General features: G+C 29.8%; 12 protein-coding genes. 5 read left to right on the plus strand and 7 right to left on the minus strand.

Going from position 1 to position 19,408, the window contains the following annotated elements:
- Positions 1–48: 48 nt before the first annotated feature.
- The 4 genes from B5464_RS08055 to B5464_RS08080 form a co-directional block, all read right to left on the minus strand.
- A complete protein-coding gene (locus B5464_RS08055) occupies positions 49–639 on the minus strand; it encodes a phage tail protein (RefSeq protein ID WP_197684948.1) in 591 nt (196 codons plus the stop codon).
- A gap of 164 nt (positions 640–803) precedes the next feature.
- Positions 804–1,484 carry a response regulator transcription factor gene (locus B5464_RS08060; protein WP_079737945.1) on the minus strand — a complete coding sequence of 227 codons (681 nt, stop codon included), beginning with the start codon at positions 1,482–1,484 and terminating at the stop codon, positions 804–806.
- A 12-nt stretch (positions 1,485–1,496) separates the two neighbouring features.
- The gene (locus tag B5464_RS08065) at positions 1,497–2,288 is read right to left on the minus strand and encodes a sensor histidine kinase (protein ID WP_079737946.1); all 792 of its coding nucleotides are present in this window, start codon (positions 2,286–2,288) and stop codon (positions 1,497–1,499) included.
- Positions 2,289–3,712: 1,424 nt separating this feature from the next.
- Positions 3,713–4,111 (minus strand): hypothetical protein, encoded by a 399-nt coding sequence (locus tag B5464_RS08080; RefSeq protein ID WP_079737948.1) that lies wholly within the window; start codon positions 4,109–4,111, stop codon positions 3,713–3,715.
- Positions 4,112–4,294: 183 nt separating this feature from the next.
- Here B5464_RS08080 and uvrC point away from each other — a divergent pair, with 183 nt between their 5' ends.
- Positions 4,295–6,088, plus strand: a complete 1,794-nt coding sequence (gene uvrC, locus B5464_RS08085) for an excinuclease ABC subunit UvrC (protein WP_079737949.1) — start codon at positions 4,295–4,297, stop codon at positions 6,086–6,088.
- Positions 6,089–6,090: 2 nt separating this feature from the next.
- Positions 6,091–8,289: a patatin-like phospholipase family protein gene (locus tag B5464_RS08090; protein ID WP_079737950.1), complete on the plus strand. Its 2,199-nt coding sequence runs from the start codon at positions 6,091–6,093 to the stop codon at positions 8,287–8,289.
- A gap of 76 nt (positions 8,290–8,365) precedes the next feature.
- Here B5464_RS08090 and B5464_RS08095 read toward each other — a convergent pair whose 3' ends face one another.
- Entirely contained in the window at positions 8,366–10,618 is a 2,253-nt protein-coding gene (locus B5464_RS08095; RefSeq protein ID WP_079737951.1) for an inorganic phosphate transporter, read from the minus strand.
- A gap of 260 nt (positions 10,619–10,878) precedes the next feature.
- Between B5464_RS08095 and B5464_RS08100 the strand changes: the two genes are divergently transcribed.
- Together B5464_RS08100 and B5464_RS08105 are read left to right on the plus strand one after the other, a co-directional pair.
- On the plus strand, positions 10,879–13,629 hold the full coding sequence (locus tag B5464_RS08100; RefSeq protein WP_079737952.1) for a TonB-dependent receptor: 2,751 nt from the start codon (positions 10,879–10,881) through the stop codon (positions 13,627–13,629).
- Between the two features lie 131 nt (positions 13,630–13,760).
- Positions 13,761–15,773, plus strand: coding sequence for a hypothetical protein (locus B5464_RS08105; protein ID WP_079737953.1), 2,013 nt, complete (start codon positions 13,761–13,763; stop codon positions 15,771–15,773).
- Positions 15,774–15,845: 72 nt separating this feature from the next.
- On the opposite strand, the gene B5464_RS08110 is transcribed toward B5464_RS08105, so the two are convergent.
- Positions 15,846–16,319 (minus strand): cation transporter, encoded by a 474-nt coding sequence (locus B5464_RS08110; protein WP_079737954.1) that lies wholly within the window; start codon positions 16,317–16,319, stop codon positions 15,846–15,848.
- Positions 16,320–16,413: 94 nt separating this feature from the next.
- Between B5464_RS08110 and B5464_RS08115 the strand changes: the two genes are divergently transcribed.
- Positions 16,414–17,289, plus strand: coding sequence for a DMT family transporter (locus B5464_RS08115; protein WP_079737955.1), 876 nt, complete (start codon positions 16,414–16,416; stop codon positions 17,287–17,289).
- Positions 17,290–17,344: 55 nt separating this feature from the next.
- On the opposite strand, the gene B5464_RS08120 is transcribed toward B5464_RS08115, so the two are convergent.
- Positions 17,345–19,399, minus strand: coding sequence for an insulinase family protein (locus B5464_RS08120; protein WP_079737956.1), 2,055 nt, complete (start codon positions 19,397–19,399; stop codon positions 17,345–17,347).
- Positions 19,400–19,408: the final 9 nt, after the last annotated feature.

Genomic DNA, 19,408 nt, shown 5'->3' on the forward strand with positions numbered 1-19,408 from the left:
TGTTTCATTAATTTGAATACTATTTTAGAAAATTCTATTCTTTTATATTTAACTTCTAGAAGGAAAAACACCTACTAAAGCAATTAAATAGTTAACAGTTTCAAATGGTTGCATATTGTTGTGAGCTTGACTTCCACCATTATTTGCTATGGTAAGTCCTGCACTTCCACTAATAGTTTGTCCATTCACTAAATTTGTTGCTGGTCCAAAGGCATTTACTTTTGTTGCGCTTAGTCCTGAACCAAATTGGGCAGCTGCAGGTACATCCCCTTCAGCAGGTATTTGATTTACAGCAGCATCTTTACTCAACATTACATGCTGATCTTGAGCTGAGTTATTTAAAACAGTGTGACTATGAGAAGGCATTTCTAAGCTGGTTAAAGTGTGTGTTTCTTGCCCTCCTCTTGCGCCTAATGGTCTAGTGGTTAACCCGTTACCAGTTCCATAATGCATAGGCACTCTACCTCTTAAGTCTGGTAAAGCAAAAGTGGTTCTTCCATCTCCACCATAAGTTGTTCCTATAATAGAAAAAAGAGCTGTGTTTTCTGAAATAGACATTAGTTGACCGTCACATTTTGCCCATCCTCTAATTGCAAAGTTTCCTACAAATGCCATAATTTGTCCAATAAATGGTTCCATAATAATTAAATTTTTAAGTTAATAAGTTTAGTTTATATACTTTATACAATCCAAATGTATGGTGAACCTTTGATGTGTTTAAGAGCGTAACTTCTTAAAAAGCAAAAAGGGTATATATACTTAAAAAACAAGTATATATACCCTAAAGAAAACTTCTACGAAGTTTATAGGTGAAAATCGGGTGAAATTTCTATCAATTTCTTTTGTATTCCATAAATTACCAAACCAGCCACATTTTTAGATTGGGTTTTTAATAATAAGTTGTTTCTATGACCTTCTACGGTTCTTGGACTAATAAAAAGTTTTTCTGCAATTTCTGCAGTTGTAAATTGCTCGCAAATAAGTTCTAAAACTTCTAATTCTCGTTTAGATAGTAAGTTTTTATCTAAATCGCTTTTAATACGTTTACCACTCGAAGAAATTATGTTTTCGTGTATTATTTTAAGTACTTTTTCATCATAGAAAAATCCTTTACTAAAAACTTCGTTTATGGTATGTATTACAGTTTTTGGATTGGTGTTTTTTAGCAAGTAAGAAGATGCGCCAACATCGATCATGTTTGTTATAAAAGATTTACCATCGTAACTTGTTAAAGCTATAATTTTAATGTTTGGATGCGATTTATGTATGGCTTTGGTAGCTTCTATACCATTCATCTCTGGCATTTTTAAATCCATTAAAATTACATCAGGAAATTCTTCTGTTGTATGAATAAAATTAAGTAATTCTTCACCATTACCGGCTTCAGAAACAACATTAAAATTAGGTTCTCTTTCTAATAGAAAACGCATGCCTTTTCTAAAAAGTTCTTCGTCATCTGCTATTACTATGTTAATTTTACTCATAATCTTAGGGTATTATATTGTAATTAAAATTTTAAAACCTTCGTTTTGTTTACTTTTTAATTGAAATTGACCATTTAGTAAAGACACTCTACTTTCTATATTTTTTATGCCAAGGCCTTTTTTATTTTCTATGTTTTCAGAATTAAAACCGATACCGTCATCTGCATAATCAAAATATAATTTGTTACTGTTATAATTAATTTTGATGGTACAATTTCTAGCTTTACCATGTCTAACAGAGTTGTTAATTAGCTCTTGGGTAATTCTAAATAAATGCAATTCATTTTGTGGTGATAAATGTTTCTTTGGATATAAAATTTTATAATCAATATTAATTTTTCTACTATTATTAAAACTGTCTGCCAGTTCTTCTATGGCGTCTTTTAAACCAAACTGAGCCAAAATTGGAGGCAAAAGATTGTGTGCAATTTTTCTAGCGCTTTCTAGAGTTTTATCTGTTACATCTAAAATACCTTCGTTAACAAATAAGTATTCTTCTGGGCTTAATTCTCCGTCTTTTAAAAGATTTGCGTTTAAATTGATAACATTTAGTTTAGAACTAATATCGTCATGTAAATCTTGTGCAATTCTTTTGCGTTCTTCTTCTTGCGTTACTATTATAGATTGTATTATTTCTTTTTGATGGTTTATTTGCAAAGTTTTTTTCTCTAACTCTTTTGCTACTATTTTTTTTCTTGAGAAAAAGAAAAATAAAAGTAGGGCAGCTCCCATTAAGAGGAGTAATAAAACACCTATTAGTACAATAACAATCACTTGATCTTCTTTAGCAAAGAATTCTTCCATAAGGGGTTTTTGAAAAGTAAAAACGAAATTAAGGAAAAATTTTTATTTAAAAATAGTTGAAAATTAGCGATATAAAAAACCTAAGAGAAAAAACAGGTATTTATACTTGTTGCTCTAGTTTTTTGTTTTTTCTAAAAATTTTATTCCATTCTACTACAATCAAAACTTGATAACATAAGTAAATAAAAGAGTTTAATAACCACAATAAACGTGTGGTTGTCGTTTGAATATTACCTGCAGAAAACAATAATGTACTACAAATTAGATATAAGAAAAAACCTGAATTAAAGTAGATGTACTTTTTGTTTTTAGAATCAATTTTTTCGATAAAAAAAACAAAACTAGAAATGATTAAAGGAATTGAAAATACAAGAATTTCTATACTATTAAACCGAAATAGCAAATCAGGTTTAAAGCAAAAAACTACAATAAGTGTTATTGGTAAAATTACACAGCTATATTTTAAGATGGTTTTTATTACTTGATTGGTTAAAACTGTACTAAAAAACAAACTCATTAAAATATATTGACCAATGGTAAATACATGAAAGAAAAATAAATTATTAATTTTTTTAAAAGCTAAATAAGAACTAATAATTTGAATGATTAAACTTAACAGTAAAAAGAAATACAAATATTTATAGGCAATAGATTTTTGCTTATATGTTACACTATACAGAATAACATTTATAAATAAAACAACGTAACCTAAGTAAATAAGGCTTTTTCGTACTATAAAAATTGAATCCATATAAATTGTTAAGATTGTAAAATGCTGCGATTAGATTTTATTCTTATTGAAACGAAATAAAAATTGTTTTCTAAAGTTTTTAATCCATTCTATTAAAACTGCTATTTGAAAAAATAAATACAGCAGTTGATTAATATCCCAAACATATGATTTAATGTGTTTAGTAACAAGGTTACCCAACAAAAAAATAAGTGTACTACAAAGTGTGTAAACAAAGAAGCCAGAATTAAAATAGATAAACCTTTTACTTGTACTTACTTCTATCTTTTTTAAAAAATACAGAAAACTATATACTAAAAGAGGCGTTGAGGTTAAAACAATTTCGAATTCACTCCATTTTCGATAAGCTTCTTCGTGTAAATAAAAATATGTTATAATAATAACCGTAAGAGCAATAGTAAAACCTAAAATAAATTTAGCTACTTTTTTAAACTCAAGTATTTTTGAAAAAAAAAGACTTAGAAAAATAAATTGCCCAGTAAAAAAATAATGGCTTAAGTATAAATTATTATCACCTTTTGCGCTAATATCACTTGATATTTTTTGAATAACGCAACAAAGCACCAAATACATAATAAAGTATTTTAGTGCTTTGTAATTCTTGTTATAACTAGTTATAAATAATACAGTATTAAGTAATAAAATATAAATACCTAGCTCTGTAATAAATTTATCAACCTCCATTTAAAGGACTTTCTTCATCACAAACATTTGGGCAAGGTTCAGAGAAGTCATAAATATCTCCACCTTCATCATCTAAAGTAAGTCCGTCTTTAGAAGAAATCATATCTTTTCCATTTTTGTCTACACCAACCATCATTAATTTTTCGATGTATACTTTTTCTCCTTCAACCATTGTTTTTTCTACGCCAATGTATGCTCTAACGCTTGCTGCGCCTTCATCTATAACTTCTTGTAAATCTTTTAAAGGAATGTTAAATGCTCTACAATCATTATAATTGTTGTAGCTACTTTCTAGTTTACGCCATCTTTTAGCCCAGTCTTTTGCAATTTTTAAACTAATAGTGTTTCTTGGGTTTGGTTTTGGTATGTCGTTTGGTTTCGTTGACATTTGTAGTTAATTTAAGTGTTAATATTAAGTTTGGTTAGGGAATAAAAATATGTAAAATAATGTAAACTTGTGTGTTAACTATTAACTAATTACTTAAAATTAGGTGTTTATACTTGTTAAATGTTAAAAAATAATCTAGTAATACATTCTTAAATATGTACTAAAAATTGGTATTTTCGTGCTATGTCTATACCTTCTTTAGAGCTTCAAATAAAAACCTTACCAAAAGAACCTGGTGTTTATCAATATTTTGATAAAAATGATGTAATTATTTATGTTGGTAAAGCTAAAAACCTAAAAAAAAGAGTTGCTTCTTACTTTAATAAAAACCACGATAGCGGTAAAACAAGAGTTCTAGTAAAAAAGATTGTTCGTATAAAACACATTGTTGTAAATACAGAAACAGATGCTTTATTATTAGAAAACAATCTTATAAAAAAATACAAACCTCGCTATAATGTCTTATTAAAGGATGATAAAAGTTACCCTTGGTTGTGTATAAAAAAAGAGCGTTTTCCTAGAGTTTTTATGACACGTAGAGTTATAAAAGACGGGTCTGAATATTACGGACCATACACTTCTATAAGAACAGTAAGAGTTTTATTAGATTTAATAAAAGAATTATATCCTTTAAGAACATGTAATTACGATTTAAGTCATCAGAATATAAATGAAGGCAAATATAAAGTTTGTTTAGAATATCATTTAAAAAACTGTAAAGGCCCTTGTGAAGCTTTGCAAACCGAAACAAATTATAACGAGTCTATAAAAGAAATTCGAAACATAATAAAAGGTAATTTTAAAGAAAGCCTAGAGAAATTTAATAGAATGATGTTAAATTTTGCTGAAAACATGGAGTTTGAAGAGGCGCAAAAAATTAAAGAAAAATTAGACTTACTTAGCAATTATCAATCTAAAAGTACTATTATAAATCCGTCGATAAATAATGTAGATGTATTTTCTATTATTTCTGATGAAACCCATGGTTATGCTAATTTTTTAAAAATTTCTAACGGATCGATCATACAGTCGCATACCACAGAAATTAAAAAGAAGTTAGACGAAACAGATAAAGAATTATTAGAATTATTTATTGTAGAAATTAGACAACGTTTCGAATCGCAATCGCCAGAAATTTATGTGCCTTTTAAAGTAGATTTAGGTGAAAATTTAAAAGTTACAATTCCTAAATTAGGCGATAAAAAACGTATTGTAGAGCTGTCTCAAAGAAATGCAAAATATTATAGACAAGAGCAATTTAAACAGGTTCAGATTGTAGATCCAGAAAGACATACAAAAAGAATAATGGCGCAAATGAAAAAAGATTTACGCCTTTCTGTAGAGCCTCGTCATATAGAATGTTTCGATAATTCGAATATACAAGGTACAAACCCAGTTGCTGCGTGTGTTGTTTTTAGAGATGGTAAACCAAGTAAAAAAGAATACAGACATTACAACATAAAAACTGTTGTTGGTCCAGACGATTTTGGTTCTATGGAAGAAGTTGTTTTTAGAAGGTACAAACGTTTGTTAGAAGAAGACAAACCGTTACCACAATTAATTATTGTAGATGGTGGTAAAGGACAGCTTTCATCAGCATTAAAAAGTTTAGAGGTTTTAGGTTTGCGTGGTAAAATTGCCATAATAGGTATCGCTAAAAGATTAGAAGAAATTTATTATCCAGATGATCCAATACCATTATATTTAGATAAAAAATCTGAAACCTTAAAGATTACGCAGTATTTAAGAAATGAGGCGCACAGATTCGGAATAACATTTCACAGAAATAAACGAAGTAAAAGTGCTATAAAATCTGAGTTAGAACAAATTCCGGATATTGGTAAACAAACAATTACTACATTATTGCGTAAATTTAAATCGGCAAAACGTGTAAAAGAAGCATCTCTAGAAGATTTAAAAGCTACAATTGGTAATTCTAGAGCTTTAAAAGTCTACAATTATTATCACAAACAATAATCATGAAAATAAAACTACTTTTTTTTGTTTCTCTTATCACCTTAAGTATTTATACGCAAAGTAAACAGCCAAAAGTAGGATTGGTTTTAAGCGGAGGAGGTGCCAAAGGTTTTGCTCATATTGGCGTTTTAAAAGCAATTGATAAGGCTGGCATACAAATAGATTATGTTGGCGGTACAAGTATGGGCGCAATTGTTGGTGGTTTGTATGCCGCTGGTTATTCTGCAAATCAAATAGAAGAAATTATTCTAAAAACAGATTTCTTAACGCTGTTAAGAGATCGATTACCTAGAAGTTCAGAAACCTTTTTCGAGAAAGAGTATGGTGAAAAATCTGTAGTTACACTGCCTGTTAACAAAGGTAAAATAGGTTTACCAAGAGCAATTTCTAAAGGACAAAATGTATTAAACTTATTGTTAGAACTTTTCGATTCTGTAGATGGCAATCAAGATTTCTCTAAACTTTCAATTCCGTTTTTTTGTATTGCAACAGATGTAGAAAACGGATCGCCAGTAATTTTAGAAAAAGGCTCTTTACCATTAGCTTTAAGAGCAAGTGGTTCTTTTCCATCACTTTTAAATCCTGTAGAAATTGATGATAAGCTGTTAATTGATGGTGGTATTGCAAATAATTTTCCTGTGAGTATTTTAAAGCAAAAAGGAATGGATATTGTGATTGGTGTAGATGTAGAAGGTAAACTGTTTCAGAAAGATAAAATAAACTCTGTTGTTGCTTTATTAAACCAGATTATGAGCTATAAAATGTATAGTAAATCTGATGAAGAGGTAAAAAAGTTAGATGTTTATATTCATCCAGAAATTTATAATTATACAGTTGTAGATTTTGATAAAAAAGAAGAAATTTTAAAAAAAGGTGTTATTGAAGCTTCTAAATATGCAAAGGTTTTTGATGAAATTGCGGCCAAACAACAAACAAAAAAGAAAAGAAAAAACTTAGAATTTAGCACAGAAAAGTTATTGATTTCTGATATTGGAATTGATGGAGCTTCTTATTATACTAGAGCATTTGTTTTGGGGAAACTAAATATAAAAAATGGAGATAGTTTATCTAGAAACGACATTACAAAGAAGATTTATTTGCTTTCTGCAACAAGAAATTATAACCGAATAGAATATAATTTAATTAAAAAAGTAGACGGAAGTTATTTGTTAGACTTTAAGTTAAAAGAAGCTAACGAAAATGCAAACTTAAAGTTAGGTGTACATTACGACTTGTTGTATAAGTCGAGTGTTTTGGCTAGTTACAACCAAAAACATTTACTTAAAAAAAACGATTTGTTTTCTTTAGACATGATTTTAGGTGATAATTTAAGATACAATTTAAATTATTTTGTTGATAATGGTTTTTATATAAGTTACGGGTTTAGATCTCGTTACAATCACTTTAGGAGTAATTCGAAATATAATCAAGTATCAGATTTGCCCAACGTAAGTAGTATCAACTTAAGTTATACAGATATTACCAATCAAGCCTTTTTTCAGACTACATTTAATAGAAAATTTGCTTTAGGTGTAGGTGTAGAACATAAATGGTTAAAAGCATCAACAGAAACATTATCTACTAATGATGTGCCAGAAACAATAATCGATAGAAGTAATTATTTTAATGCCTTCGGATATATAAAATTAGACACTTACGATAAAAAATATTTTGCTACCAAAGGTTATTTTGCTGACTTAAATTTTAAATGGTATGTCGCATCAACAGATTATAATGATAATTTTACAATGTTTTCACAAGCAAAAGGAACTTTAGGTTTTGCTAAAACCTTTTTTGATAGATTTACATTTCTAAATACTAATGAAGCTGGTTTTACTTTTGGGCAACCAAGCTCTAATGTTTTCGATTTTTATCTAGGTGGTTACAATCAAAATTACATAAATACTTTTGTGTCTTTATATGGTTACGAATTGGCAGATTTGTCTAACAATTCTTTTATAAAATCTCAATTTGATTTTAGATATCGAGTAGGCGATTCTCATTATTTTTCATTTATAGCAAATTATGCACGATTAGAAGACAATGTATTTAAAGATTTAGATTTATTCGAAAATGTAAAATCTGGTTATGCTTTGGGTTATAGTTACGATTCTTTTTTGGGACCTATAGAAATAAAATATAGCTGGACGCCAGATCATACAGATGGGCAATGGTTATTTAATTTAGGGTTTTGGTTTTAAAAAACTAAAATTAAAACTATAAACAAAAAAAAGCCATGAATTAATTCATGGCTTTTTTAATTTATAAATAGTAATCTTATTTTTTAGATTTCGTAGTTAAAAAAAACTCTTCGTATGTATTTAAAAGGTTCATTAATGCAGAAATTAAATCTTTTGTTTCTAGTAATAAACTAAAATAAAGAGTTGTATTCTTTGGGCTTGTTTCATCAGTTCTAATTCTAGCAACTTGCTTTTCTACAGAATCAGAAACATGGTTTAAGAGTTGTCTTTTTTCAAAAATAATCTGACTTAAATCATCGAAACTTCTATTTTTAAAAGTAGCATTTACTTTCATTAAAAGAGAAGCCAATTCAATATCAATTTCTTTAAGATCTTTTAATTGCCCTTTCTTTAAGTTTTTATGATTGTTGTTTACGTGCTTGTAACTTGCTCTAGAAATATAACTTATAGATTGCGCAACGTCTTGTAAATAACCTAAAACCATAATGTAGAATCTACTAGCTTGTACAGATGTTTCATCTAGAGATTTTATAAAATAGAATACACCATCTTTTAAGCTGTCAATCTCATTATTAAGCTTTTCTACGTGTTTATCTGTTTTACGAAGTTTATTTAAATCGTGGTTTGCTAAATCGTTAACAACGTTTGTATACAATTTGTTTACTCTTTCTGCAACACCAGAAATATGGTCTGCACTTTCTTCAATTACACCATTAATAGTAATTAATTCAGCTCTTTCTATGTAATCTTTCTTTTTTACTTCTTTTGTTTTATTACGATGTTTTATGGTGTTTCTACCAATTAAAACAGCTAAAAGAATTAATAATAAAGGGATAGATGCAATATGTAAACTAATTAAATAAGCAATAACACCTGCTGCAATAAATGCAATAATTGCAGTTAAAAACCAACCGCCAATTACATTTAAAACACCAGCAACTCTATAAACTGCACTTTCTCTACCCCAAGCTCTATCTGCTAAAGAAGTACCCATTGCAACCATAAATGTTACATAAGTTGTAGAAAGTGGCAACTTCATAGAAGTAGCTATAGAAATTAAAACACTTGCCATAATTAAGTTTACCGAAGCTCTAACTAAATCGAAAGCAGGCATTTCGTAAGTTTTATCTTTTGTAAGTTGTAAAACTGGTTTTTCGAATTTAGAATTGATAAATGTTTGTGTTTTCTTTGGAATGATATAATTAATACCAACATTTAAAAACATTGCAGCTCTAACAACAACTCTAGATACATTATTAGGTTGAAATTTTTCATGACCTTCACCTTGTCTAGATAAATTAATACCAGTTTCTATTACAGATTTAGCTTTAGAAGAGGTCCATAAAGTTACAACCATAATTGCACCAGCTAGTAGCAGTAACCAAATATTAGAAGGTACTTTTTTAGCCAAACTTCCCATAGAAAATAACTGAGGATCTACACCAGAAACACTCCAAGCTTCATAAGAGTTTAATGCTGCAATTGGCACACCAATAAAGTTTACTAAATCGTTACCAGCAAAAGCCATTGCTAAAGAAAAAGTACCAACACCTATAATTAAAACAAGAATGTTAATCTTTAAAAAACGAATTAACAATCCAGAAATTAATGTCCAAATTAAAAAACTAGCAGCTATAATTTGTATTGTATTTCCTTCTAATAACCCAGCGATACTGCCATAGAAATCTGTACCTTTTAAACCTTTAATTATTATAAAATATGTTATTGCTGTAATTGCAAAACCGCCAAATAAAGCATTTATATAATTAGGTCTTGTTTCAAAGTTAAAAGAATAAATAAGTCTCGAGAAGTATTGCACAATTGCACCAACAGAAAAAGCAACAACTACAGAGAGTAAAATACCTAAAACAATATCTGTAGCGGTATTGTAATTAATATAATTCCAGATAGCGCTAATGTTTTCGGCATCGTTATTTGCAATTTTAATAAGCGCAATAACTACAGCAGATCCTAGAAGTTCAAAAACAATAGAAACGGTTGTAGAAGTTGGCATTCCTAAAGAGTTAAAGATATCTAGCAATAGAATATCAGTAATCATTACTGCCATAAAGATGTACATAACATCTTGAAAAACAAACATACCAGGATTAAAAATACCTTTTCTTGCAACCTCCATCATTCCGCTAGAAGTTACAGCGCCAAAGAAGACACCAACACTAGCAATAATCATTATTTTCTTTACAGAAATGGCTTTAGAACCTATGGCAGAATTTAAAAAATTTACTGCATCATTACTTACACCAACAACTAAATCTACAATAGCTAAAACAGCTAAAGCGACAAGCATCAAAATATATGGATCACCCATTTTTCTTCAAAAATTTTAAGCAGCAAAGTTAAATACTCAATCTGTTGACTACGTTATCTTAATGTTATGAAATTCATTTAAGAACGCGTCAAAAATAACAATTTTATTATTAAACCATAAAATTATTAAGAAATGTTAAATTAACATATAAACACGCTTGGTTAACATTGCCTTAACGCGCTAATAACGCAACGATAATTTACAACTAACATAGACTTTACAAACCTAACGGACTTTTGCCAAAGTAAATAACATACAAAATGAAGAAAATTTTATTTATTGCTTTTATAGCATTAAGTCAAGTGTTAATCGCGCAAGACAAAGGAACTTTAAAGGGTTTATTAACCGATAAAGAAACAAATAACGAGCCTTTGCCTTTTGCGAATGTTCTAATTAAAGGTACAAATGTTGGAGCAACAACTGATTTTGATGGAAATTACTCTATTAAAGTACCTGTAGGAACACATGTTGTTTCTTTTAGTTTTTTAGGTTACAAAACTGTTGAAAAAACATTTACAATTAAGGCAGGAGAAACTGTAGTTTTAAACCAAGTTATGTCTGCAGAAGAAGGTGTAGGTTTAGATGAGGTTGTTATTAAAACATCTACAAGTAAAGAATCTGCAAATGCATTATTATTAGAACAAAAGAAAGCAACTGTAATTAAAGAAAGTATTGGCGCGCAAACATTAGCTAAGGTTGGTGTATCTAACGCAGCAAATGCAACAACTAAAATTTCTGGTGTTACAAAAAGTGAAGGAACTGGAAATATATTTATTAGAGGTTTAGGTGATAGATACTTATCTACAACTATGAATGGTTTAGCTATTCCTTCGGATAATGTATCAAACAAAAACATCAACTTAAACTTATTTTCTACAAGTGTTATTAAAAATATAGGTGTAAGTAAAACATATGCTACTTCTAGTTATGCAGACCAAGGTTCTGGTAATGTAGATATAGGTTCTAAAGAGTATACTAAAAAAGGTTTTTCTATATCTGTTTCTGGTGGTACTAACACAAACGTAACAAGTTTAAACGGCGATTTTAGAACACCAATTATTAATAATGATGTTACTTTAGGTTTTCATAAAAAAACATTTGCATTACAAGATTTAATTACAAACCAAGGTTGGGGTACAGAAGCAATGTCTACACCGGTTAATTTTAGTGGTTCTTTTACTGCAGCAAATAAATTTACGGTTTTAGGTAAAGATGTATCTGTTTTCTTAACGGGTTCTCACTCAAAATCTTTTACACACCAACAAGGTGTTTTTAATTCTTACAGATCTAATGTTTTAGATAATAGTTTTTCTGATGCAGAGCAGTATAGTTCTGTAGCCAATACAACAGGTTATGTAAACTTTAAAATAAAATTAAACGATAATAATAAACTTAAATACAATACACTTTTTGTAAATACAGGTAGAACAAACTTGTACGAGCAAGGTAGAAATGGTTTAGGATATGTTTTTGATCAAGATCCGCAAGAAGAAGGCGCTTTTGTAAGAGATCAAAACTTTTTACAAACAACAATGTTTGTAAACCAATTAATGGGAGAACATAAATGGAACGAGAATAATACAATAAATTGGGCTGGAGGTTACAATTTTGTATTAGCAGAAGAGCCAAACAGAATTAGAAACGAAGTTAATATTTTAGATATTACAAATTCGCCATTAATTCAGTATTCTCACGTTGGTGATTATCAGCAAAGAAAATCTACTCAGAAAATTCAAGATAAAGAATATACTGCTTTTATAGAAAATAAATGGGCTTTAGGTGCTAAAAACGAAGATGACGATAAGCCATATTCTTTAAATTATGGTGTAAACTTTAGACACAAAGAAAGAACTTTTAGATCTTTATTTGTTGGTGTTAGAGCAAAAGATTTTACGGCACCTTCTATAGATGATTTATCAGAAACTTTTACACCAACTAATTTTAACAATGGTTTAAGATTAAGAGTAGGTGAGGTAGATAGATACAATGCAGATTTAGATATTATGGCAGGTTATGTAAACTTCGATTTTCAATTAAACGAAAAGCTTTCTGGTAATTTAGGTTTACGTTACGAAAGAAATGAATTAGATGTTACTTGGGATGTAACAAATTATGTGGGTAGACTAGGTACAATTAATAGAGTATACGAAAGTTTATACCCAAGTGTAAATTTAAAATACGAAATTCAAGAAAATCAATACTTACGTTTCGCATCAAGTATTACACAAACTTTACCAGAATTTAAAGAATTAGCACCTTTCGAGTATGTTTCTCCTACAGGTCGTGTAATTAAAGGAAACCCTGAGTTAGAAAAATCTGACATTTATAACTTAGATTTAAAATACGAAATGTTTCCACAAAGAGGGCAATTGTTTTCTGCAACGGCATTTTATAAGCAAATTATAAACCCAATTAACTTAGCGCAAGCAAGAGGTTCTTCTGGTAACTTTGTGTATTCTAATACAGGTGATGAAGCAGAAGTTTATGGTGTAGAACTTGAAGCTAAAACAGATTTAATAAAAAATGATGACGATGAAGGTATTTTAAACATTACTGGTAACATTACTAAAATGTGGTTAAAACAAGATTTGTTAAAAGACTTTCAATATAAGGATATTACAGAATCTAGTTTACAAGGTGCTTCAGACTTTATTATAAATAGTTCTTTAAGTTACAGTGATAAAAAAGAAAAAGAATTTATTGCAACTTTAACTGGTAACTATTCTTCGGATAAAATATTTGCCTTAGGATCTCCAGAAGATTTTGCAAATAGTGCATCTCTTTATAATGACGAGATTTTAGAAAAAGGGTTTGTTGCTTTAGATTTAGTTGTAAGTAAAAAACTTACAGATAATTTAGTAGTAAAGTTTGTAGGTAGAAACTTATTAAACCCAGAAATTAAACAAACTCAAAAAGTTAGAGACTTAATTACAGAGATAGAAACAAACCAAACTGTTTTATCTTATAAGAAAGGAAGTCAGCTTACATTAAGCGTAAAATATACTTTCTAAGACTAGGTTAACGATTATTTAACAAAAGGGTAGTTTTTGTAATAAATGCTAACATAGGATTAATATTTACATAAAGAAAAGAAAAGGATTAGTTGATTTCTTTGTGGAAAATTAAAATCAAACAAAATACAATGAAAAAATCAGTTTTTAAAATTCTTAATATCGTAGCTTTTTCGCTTGCTACTTTAACATTAACCAATTGTGGTAGTGATGAGCCAGATATTATTTTACCAGGTAACGAATCTGAAGTTATAGAAAACTTAAAGGTTGGGATAATGAATGGTAATTTAGATGAAGATTACACATTAGATCCTGGTGTGGCATACAATCTTAATGCAGCTTTTACTATTGACTCTGGTGCTAAATTAACAATACCAGCAGGAACTAAAATTCAAGCATTAAACAACGGAACAAGCGTTTTTATCGCAGTTTTACAAGGTGGTCAAATAGATATTCAAGGTACAGCATCATCTCCAGTAATTATGTCTTCAGCTTCAGGAAATCCTGGTGATTGGGGTGGTTTAACTCTTTGTGGTGAAGCTACAACAACTGCAGGTGTAGATGCAGAAGCAGAAGTTGGTGGTTTTATTTATGGTGGTACTAACGATCAAGACAGTTCTGGTTCTATTAACTATTTAGTTATTAAAGGTACAGGTGCTCAAATTAGCTTAAACTCTCAATATAATGGTGTTTCTTTTTACGCTGTAGGTTCTGGTACAACTGTAAGTAATGTTGCTGTTATAGATGGTTCTGATGATGGTGTTGAGTTTTTTGGTGGTACAGTTTCTGTTTCTAACTTATACTTAGAAAACAACGAAGATGATTCTATCGATTGGACAGAAGGATGGAATGGAACAGTAAATACTGCTTATATTTCTCATACTAAATCTGGTTTTTCTACTGCATTCGAAGGAGATAAAGATAACGGAAATCCTAAATTTAACGATATTACAGCTATTTCTACTGTTGGTGGTAAAGCTTTACAATTTAAAAAGAATTCTGGAGGAACAATCACTGGATTATCTTTAAGTGGTTATGATGTAGATTTAGATATGGCAGATGGTGGTGCTACTTCTAACGTAGTTTTTTCTGATGGATACACGCCAGTTGCTTTAGCTACAGAAGAAGAAATGACTGCTTCAGGTGAGTACTTCTATACATTAAACACTACTGTTGTACCAACTGTTGCAGCTTCTGCATTCGATTGGGTACCAACAGATTTATCTTTTGAAACTAGTGCTTTACAAGGTGCTGTAACTACAGATGTAACTTTAGACGCTTCTGTTAACTATACATTAAACTCTTCTTACATTGTACAATCTGGTGCAACTTTAACAATTCCTGCAGGAACAAAAATTACTGCAAGAAACGGTGGAACTGGTGTTTACATTGCAGTTTTACAAGGTGGTAAAATAGATATTCAAGGTACTGCAACTAACCCAGTAGTTATTGCATCTGCTTCTGGTGAGCCAGGAGATTGGGGTGGATTAACAATTTGTGGTAAAGCAACAACGTCTGCGGGTGTTAATGCAGAAGCAGAAGTTGGTGGTTTTATTTACGGTGGAACAGAAGATGCGGATGACTCTGGATCTATTAAGTACTTAGTAATTAAAGGAACTGGTGCTCAGATTAATTCTGAATCTCAATACAACGGAGTTTCTTTTTACGCTGTAGGTTCTGGTACAACTGTAGAAAACATTTCTGTAGTTGATGGTGCAGATGATGGTGTAGAGTTTTTCGGTGGAACAGTTTCTGCTTCAAACTTATACTTAGAAAATAACGAAGATGATTCTGTAGACTGGACAGAAGGATGGAATGGTACTGTAACTAATACTTACATTTCTCATACTAAATCTGGTTTTTCTACTGCTTTTGAAGGTGATAAAGCTAATGGAAACCCTAAGTTTGTAAACTTAACTGCTATTTCTACTGTAGATGGTACTGCTTTACAATTTAAAAAGACTTCTGGTGCAACTATTACTAACATTTGGTTAGAAGGTTATGCTAAGAACATCGATATGAAAGACAATGGTCCTTTAGCAAATGTTATTATAGATGGTGCTGCAGCAACAACTACAGCAGACTATAAAACAGGAACTAAAGTAGATGTTTCTACTTGGACTTGGAAAAGTGCAGGTTTATAATCTAAAACTTTTATAAAAATTAAAAAGCAGGCTTTAAGCCTGCTTTTTTTAATTTATAGAATTACTGTTGTTTTAAACAGTTTCTTTTTTGTCGCAACAAGCCATTTTACAATCTTCTGCACAAACCATTTTTCCGTCGATTGTTTTACCAGAACAACAGCCTTTTTTTTCTGCTTTTAATTCACACTTTTCTTTACAATCATCAGAACAAGTATGTGATTTTTTAGTTTTAGTTACTTCTGTTGAAGTTTCTGAAGCTGTATATAAATCTCCGCCAGCAATTCCGTTAACATAAGCAATCAATTCGCTTTTAGATGTTGTGTTTGCATCGTAAGCGATATTAGCAATACTATCATTAAAAACAACTTTGGCATCTATTACACCTTCTTTTTTAGATAATTTAGATTGAATTGTTTTTGCACAACCAATTTCGCAAGTCATACCAGAAATAGCTAGAGATACATTCTCTTTTTTTACATCTTTAGCACATCCTATAAAAACGAAACAAGTAATAGCTATAGAAAATAATATTCTTTTAGTGTTCATAATATTTAATTATTAAATTATGTTACAAATTTATCAATAATCGTGTTTATATTTTAATATTTGTTACACTTTTGTACTCAGAAATATACGAAGCATGAATAATCAGCAACAAAAATGGTTGTATTTAACCTTACTTTCTTTGGTTTGGGGTAGTTCTTTTATTCTGATGAAAAAAGCCTTATTGGGTGTTACACCAATACAGTTGGGTGCGTTAAGAATGATTTTTACTTCGATATTTTTATTGTTAGTCGCTTTTCCGTCACTTAAAAAAATCAAGAAAAAGCATTATAAATACATCGTTTTTACATCTATTGCTGGCACTTTTGTACCTGGTTTTTTATTTGCTTTTGCAATTACAACAATAGACAGTTCTATTGTTTCAATTTTAAATTCTTTAACGCCATTTAATACACTTATTTTTGGTGCAATTGTATTTGGTTTCGGATTTAAAAGAACACAACTATATGGTATTTTAATTGGTTTAATTGGTACATTAATTTTGATTTTAAAAGGAGCAGCTTTAAATCCTGATCAAAATTATTGGTATGCGTTTCTTATTATTATAGCTTCGATAGGTTATGCTTTTAATGCTAATATGGTAAAAAAGTATTTAAATGATTTAAATGCTTTGTCTATTGTTACTGGTAATTTTTTATTATTGATTGTACCTGCTTTTATTGTTTTAAGTTTTACAGATTTTTTTAAAAATTTTGATGTTAATAATAAGATTTTGATGCAGTCTTTAGGGTATTTAGCTATCTTATCAATTGTAGGAACAGGAATCGCAAAAACAATATACAATAAATTGGTTCATATTTCAGATCCAGTTTTTTCATCATCTGTAACATATTTAATCCCGTTAGTAGCCATTTTTTGGGGAGTTTTAGACGGAGAAAAGTTAAGTCCTCTTCAAATATTTGCTGGGGTAATTATACTTTTTGGAGTTTATCTAGTAAATAAGAAAAAATAAAAAGAGCCAAGAAATTAATCTTGGCTCTTTGTAAAATGTATGATTCTAAAGTTGATTAGTTAAAATCTGCATCAGAAACACCTTCATTTATTTTAATTTCTTTTACAACAAAATCTAAGTTCATTGGTCCAGATTTAATTCCGATTGCATGCGGAAACTTAACTCCGTTAACTTCTTTGTAATCAGAATAAACAGTTGGTGTTTTTACTTCTTTTCCATCTGGAGTCTTAGTAGTGGTAATTTCTTTAACTTTTAATCCGGTAGTTGCATCATAAAACACTTCTTTGTCATTAAATCCTAAAACATAAGCATTTTTACCATCTAAAGGCTCTATTCTTAAAAGTTTACCAGCGCTGTAAGCTAAATCACTAAAAAGTGCGTTACCGCTTTTAGCTTTTGTAATTTGTTCTGCAGTCATATCTTTTTTCTGACCTCTTGCAGAAGAATATCCTGTGGCACCGTTAAAAACAGTTTTTTGCATTACATTACCCATAACCGCAATTTCTTGAGAAGATTTATTAGGTGCAGCAGCTTTCATTGTCATAACCAAAGGCGTACCTTGTATAGTTGCATTAGAAACAATCATGGTAGTTTTTACAGCCATAACTTTGTCTTTACCACCAATAGCATCTAAATACTTATTAACTACAGTTTCTGCAGTCATTCCTTCAGGAATTGGCATTGTCATTTCTGGTTTTTCTGTAGGATTTCCTTCTTTATCAAAATAACTAATAACATAATCAGTTTTTTCTAAGTTTTTAAGAACGTCAATCCCTCTACCAGTTACCATAATTCTAGCTTTATCTCCTCTAAAATATTTGATAGCAGCATTTTGAACATCACCTACAGTTACAGAGTTGATGTTTTTAATATAGTTAGCATAAAAGTCTTCTGGTAAATCATATAAAGCAATGTTTAAAGCATAACTTGCTGCAGTAGCAGGTTTTTGAACATCCATTACAAAACCACCAATGTATTCTTCTTTAGCATCTTGTAGTTCTTTTTCTGTAACTTTTTGGTAACGAATTTTGTTAATTTCTTTTTTGATTTCTACAATAGCGCTATCGGTTACCATGTTTCTAACACTTGCAGTTGCTCTAAAAGTTGCTGTGTTGTCTTCTCTACTTTGGCTAATACCAGAGTAAGAACCATAAGTATAGGCTTTGTCTTCTCTTAAGTTGTTAAAAAGTCTTGCAGAACCACCGCCACCAAGAATCTTATTGGCTAATAAAGCAGCGTAATAATCTTTGTCTCCTAAAGTTAAATCTGTAGTATTAATTACAGAAATTTCAGATTGTTTTGCGTTTGGCATGTTCACAAAACTAATTGCTGATGTTGGTAAATTTTTTGGAGCAGGATAAGTTGATGTTGGGATTTCTCCTTTTTGCCAACCTTCAAATAAATCTTTTACTAACTTTTTCGTTTCTTTTGGATTGATATCACCAACAATAATTAAATAAGCATTGTTAGGTTTGTAATATGTATTGTAATTGTTTTTTACATCTTCTAACGTAATCGCATTTATAGTTTCTTTACTTGTAAATTCTCCGTAAGGATGATTTTTACCATACACTAAAATATTTTGAACTCTACCTGCAATTGCTGGTACATTTTTTTCTGTAGATTTTAAATTCTCTAAAGTAACTTCTTTTTCTTTGTCGAATTCTTCTTGAGAAAATGTAGAGTTTTTAACACCGTCTGCCATTAAACCCAAAACCTCTGGAAAATATTTTTTTAATGATCTAGCAGAAGCGCCAGTACTGTAATAACTTACACTTGCACCTAAAAAATCTACTTTTTCATTAAAATCATCCTTAGAAATATTAGTAGTTCCTCTACCTAATAAGCTTCCCATCATACCAGAAACACCAGAAATATTTCCTTCTAAATAAGGTTTATTGTCTATTCTTAAAGTAGCAGAAACTCTAGGTAATTTATGGTTTTCTACCATAATTACTGTTAATCCGTTGTTTAAAGAGAATTTTTCTGCACTTCCTAATTTTACAACAGGATCTGGTCCTGGTGTAGGCATTTTACTTCTGTCTATTTGCGCATTTGTGGCAAAAGACATGGTTATAACTGCTATAATTGATAAAATTTTTGTCTTCATCTTTCTTAA

Origin of the sequence: Polaribacter sp. KT 15 (assembly GCF_900143115.1) — a bacterium.
Classification (GTDB): Bacteria; Bacteroidota; Bacteroidia; order Flavobacteriales; family Flavobacteriaceae; genus Polaribacter; species Polaribacter marinaquae.

Bases quoted from the DNA above. Each gene is read 5' to 3' on its own strand.
- uvrC (WP_079737949.1), top strand. From the start codon at position 4,295: ATGTCTATACCTTCTTTAGAGCTTCAAATAAAAACCTTACCAAAAGAA.
- B5464_RS08100 (WP_079737952.1), top strand. From the start codon at position 10,879: ATGAAGAAAATTTTATTTATTGCTTTTATAGCATTAAGTCAAGTGTTA.
- B5464_RS08065 (WP_079737946.1), bottom strand. From the start codon at position 2,288: ATGGAAGAATTCTTTGCTAAAGAAGATCAAGTGATTGTTATTGTACTA.
- B5464_RS08055 (WP_197684948.1), bottom strand. From the start codon at position 639: ATGGAACCATTTATTGGACAAATTATGGCATTTGTAGGAAACTTTGCA.
- B5464_RS08115 (WP_079737955.1), top strand. From the start codon at position 16,414: ATGAATAATCAGCAACAAAAATGGTTGTATTTAACCTTACTTTCTTTG.
- B5464_RS08110 (WP_079737954.1), bottom strand. From the start codon at position 16,319: ATGAACACTAAAAGAATATTATTTTCTATAGCTATTACTTGTTTCGTT.
- B5464_RS08095 (WP_079737951.1), bottom strand. From the start codon at position 10,618: ATGGGTGATCCATATATTTTGATGCTTGTCGCTTTAGCTGTTTTAGCT.
- B5464_RS08090 (WP_079737950.1), top strand. From the start codon at position 6,091: ATGAAAATAAAACTACTTTTTTTTGTTTCTCTTATCACCTTAAGTATT.
- B5464_RS08120 (WP_079737956.1), bottom strand. From the start codon at position 19,399: ATGAAGACAAAAATTTTATCAATTATAGCAGTTATAACCATGTCTTTT.
- B5464_RS08080 (WP_079737948.1), bottom strand. From the start codon at position 4,111: ATGTCAACGAAACCAAACGACATACCAAAACCAAACCCAAGAAACACT.
- B5464_RS08105 (WP_079737953.1), top strand. From the start codon at position 13,761: ATGAAAAAATCAGTTTTTAAAATTCTTAATATCGTAGCTTTTTCGCTT.
- B5464_RS08060 (WP_079737945.1), bottom strand. From the start codon at position 1,484: ATGAGTAAAATTAACATAGTAATAGCAGATGACGAAGAACTTTTTAGA.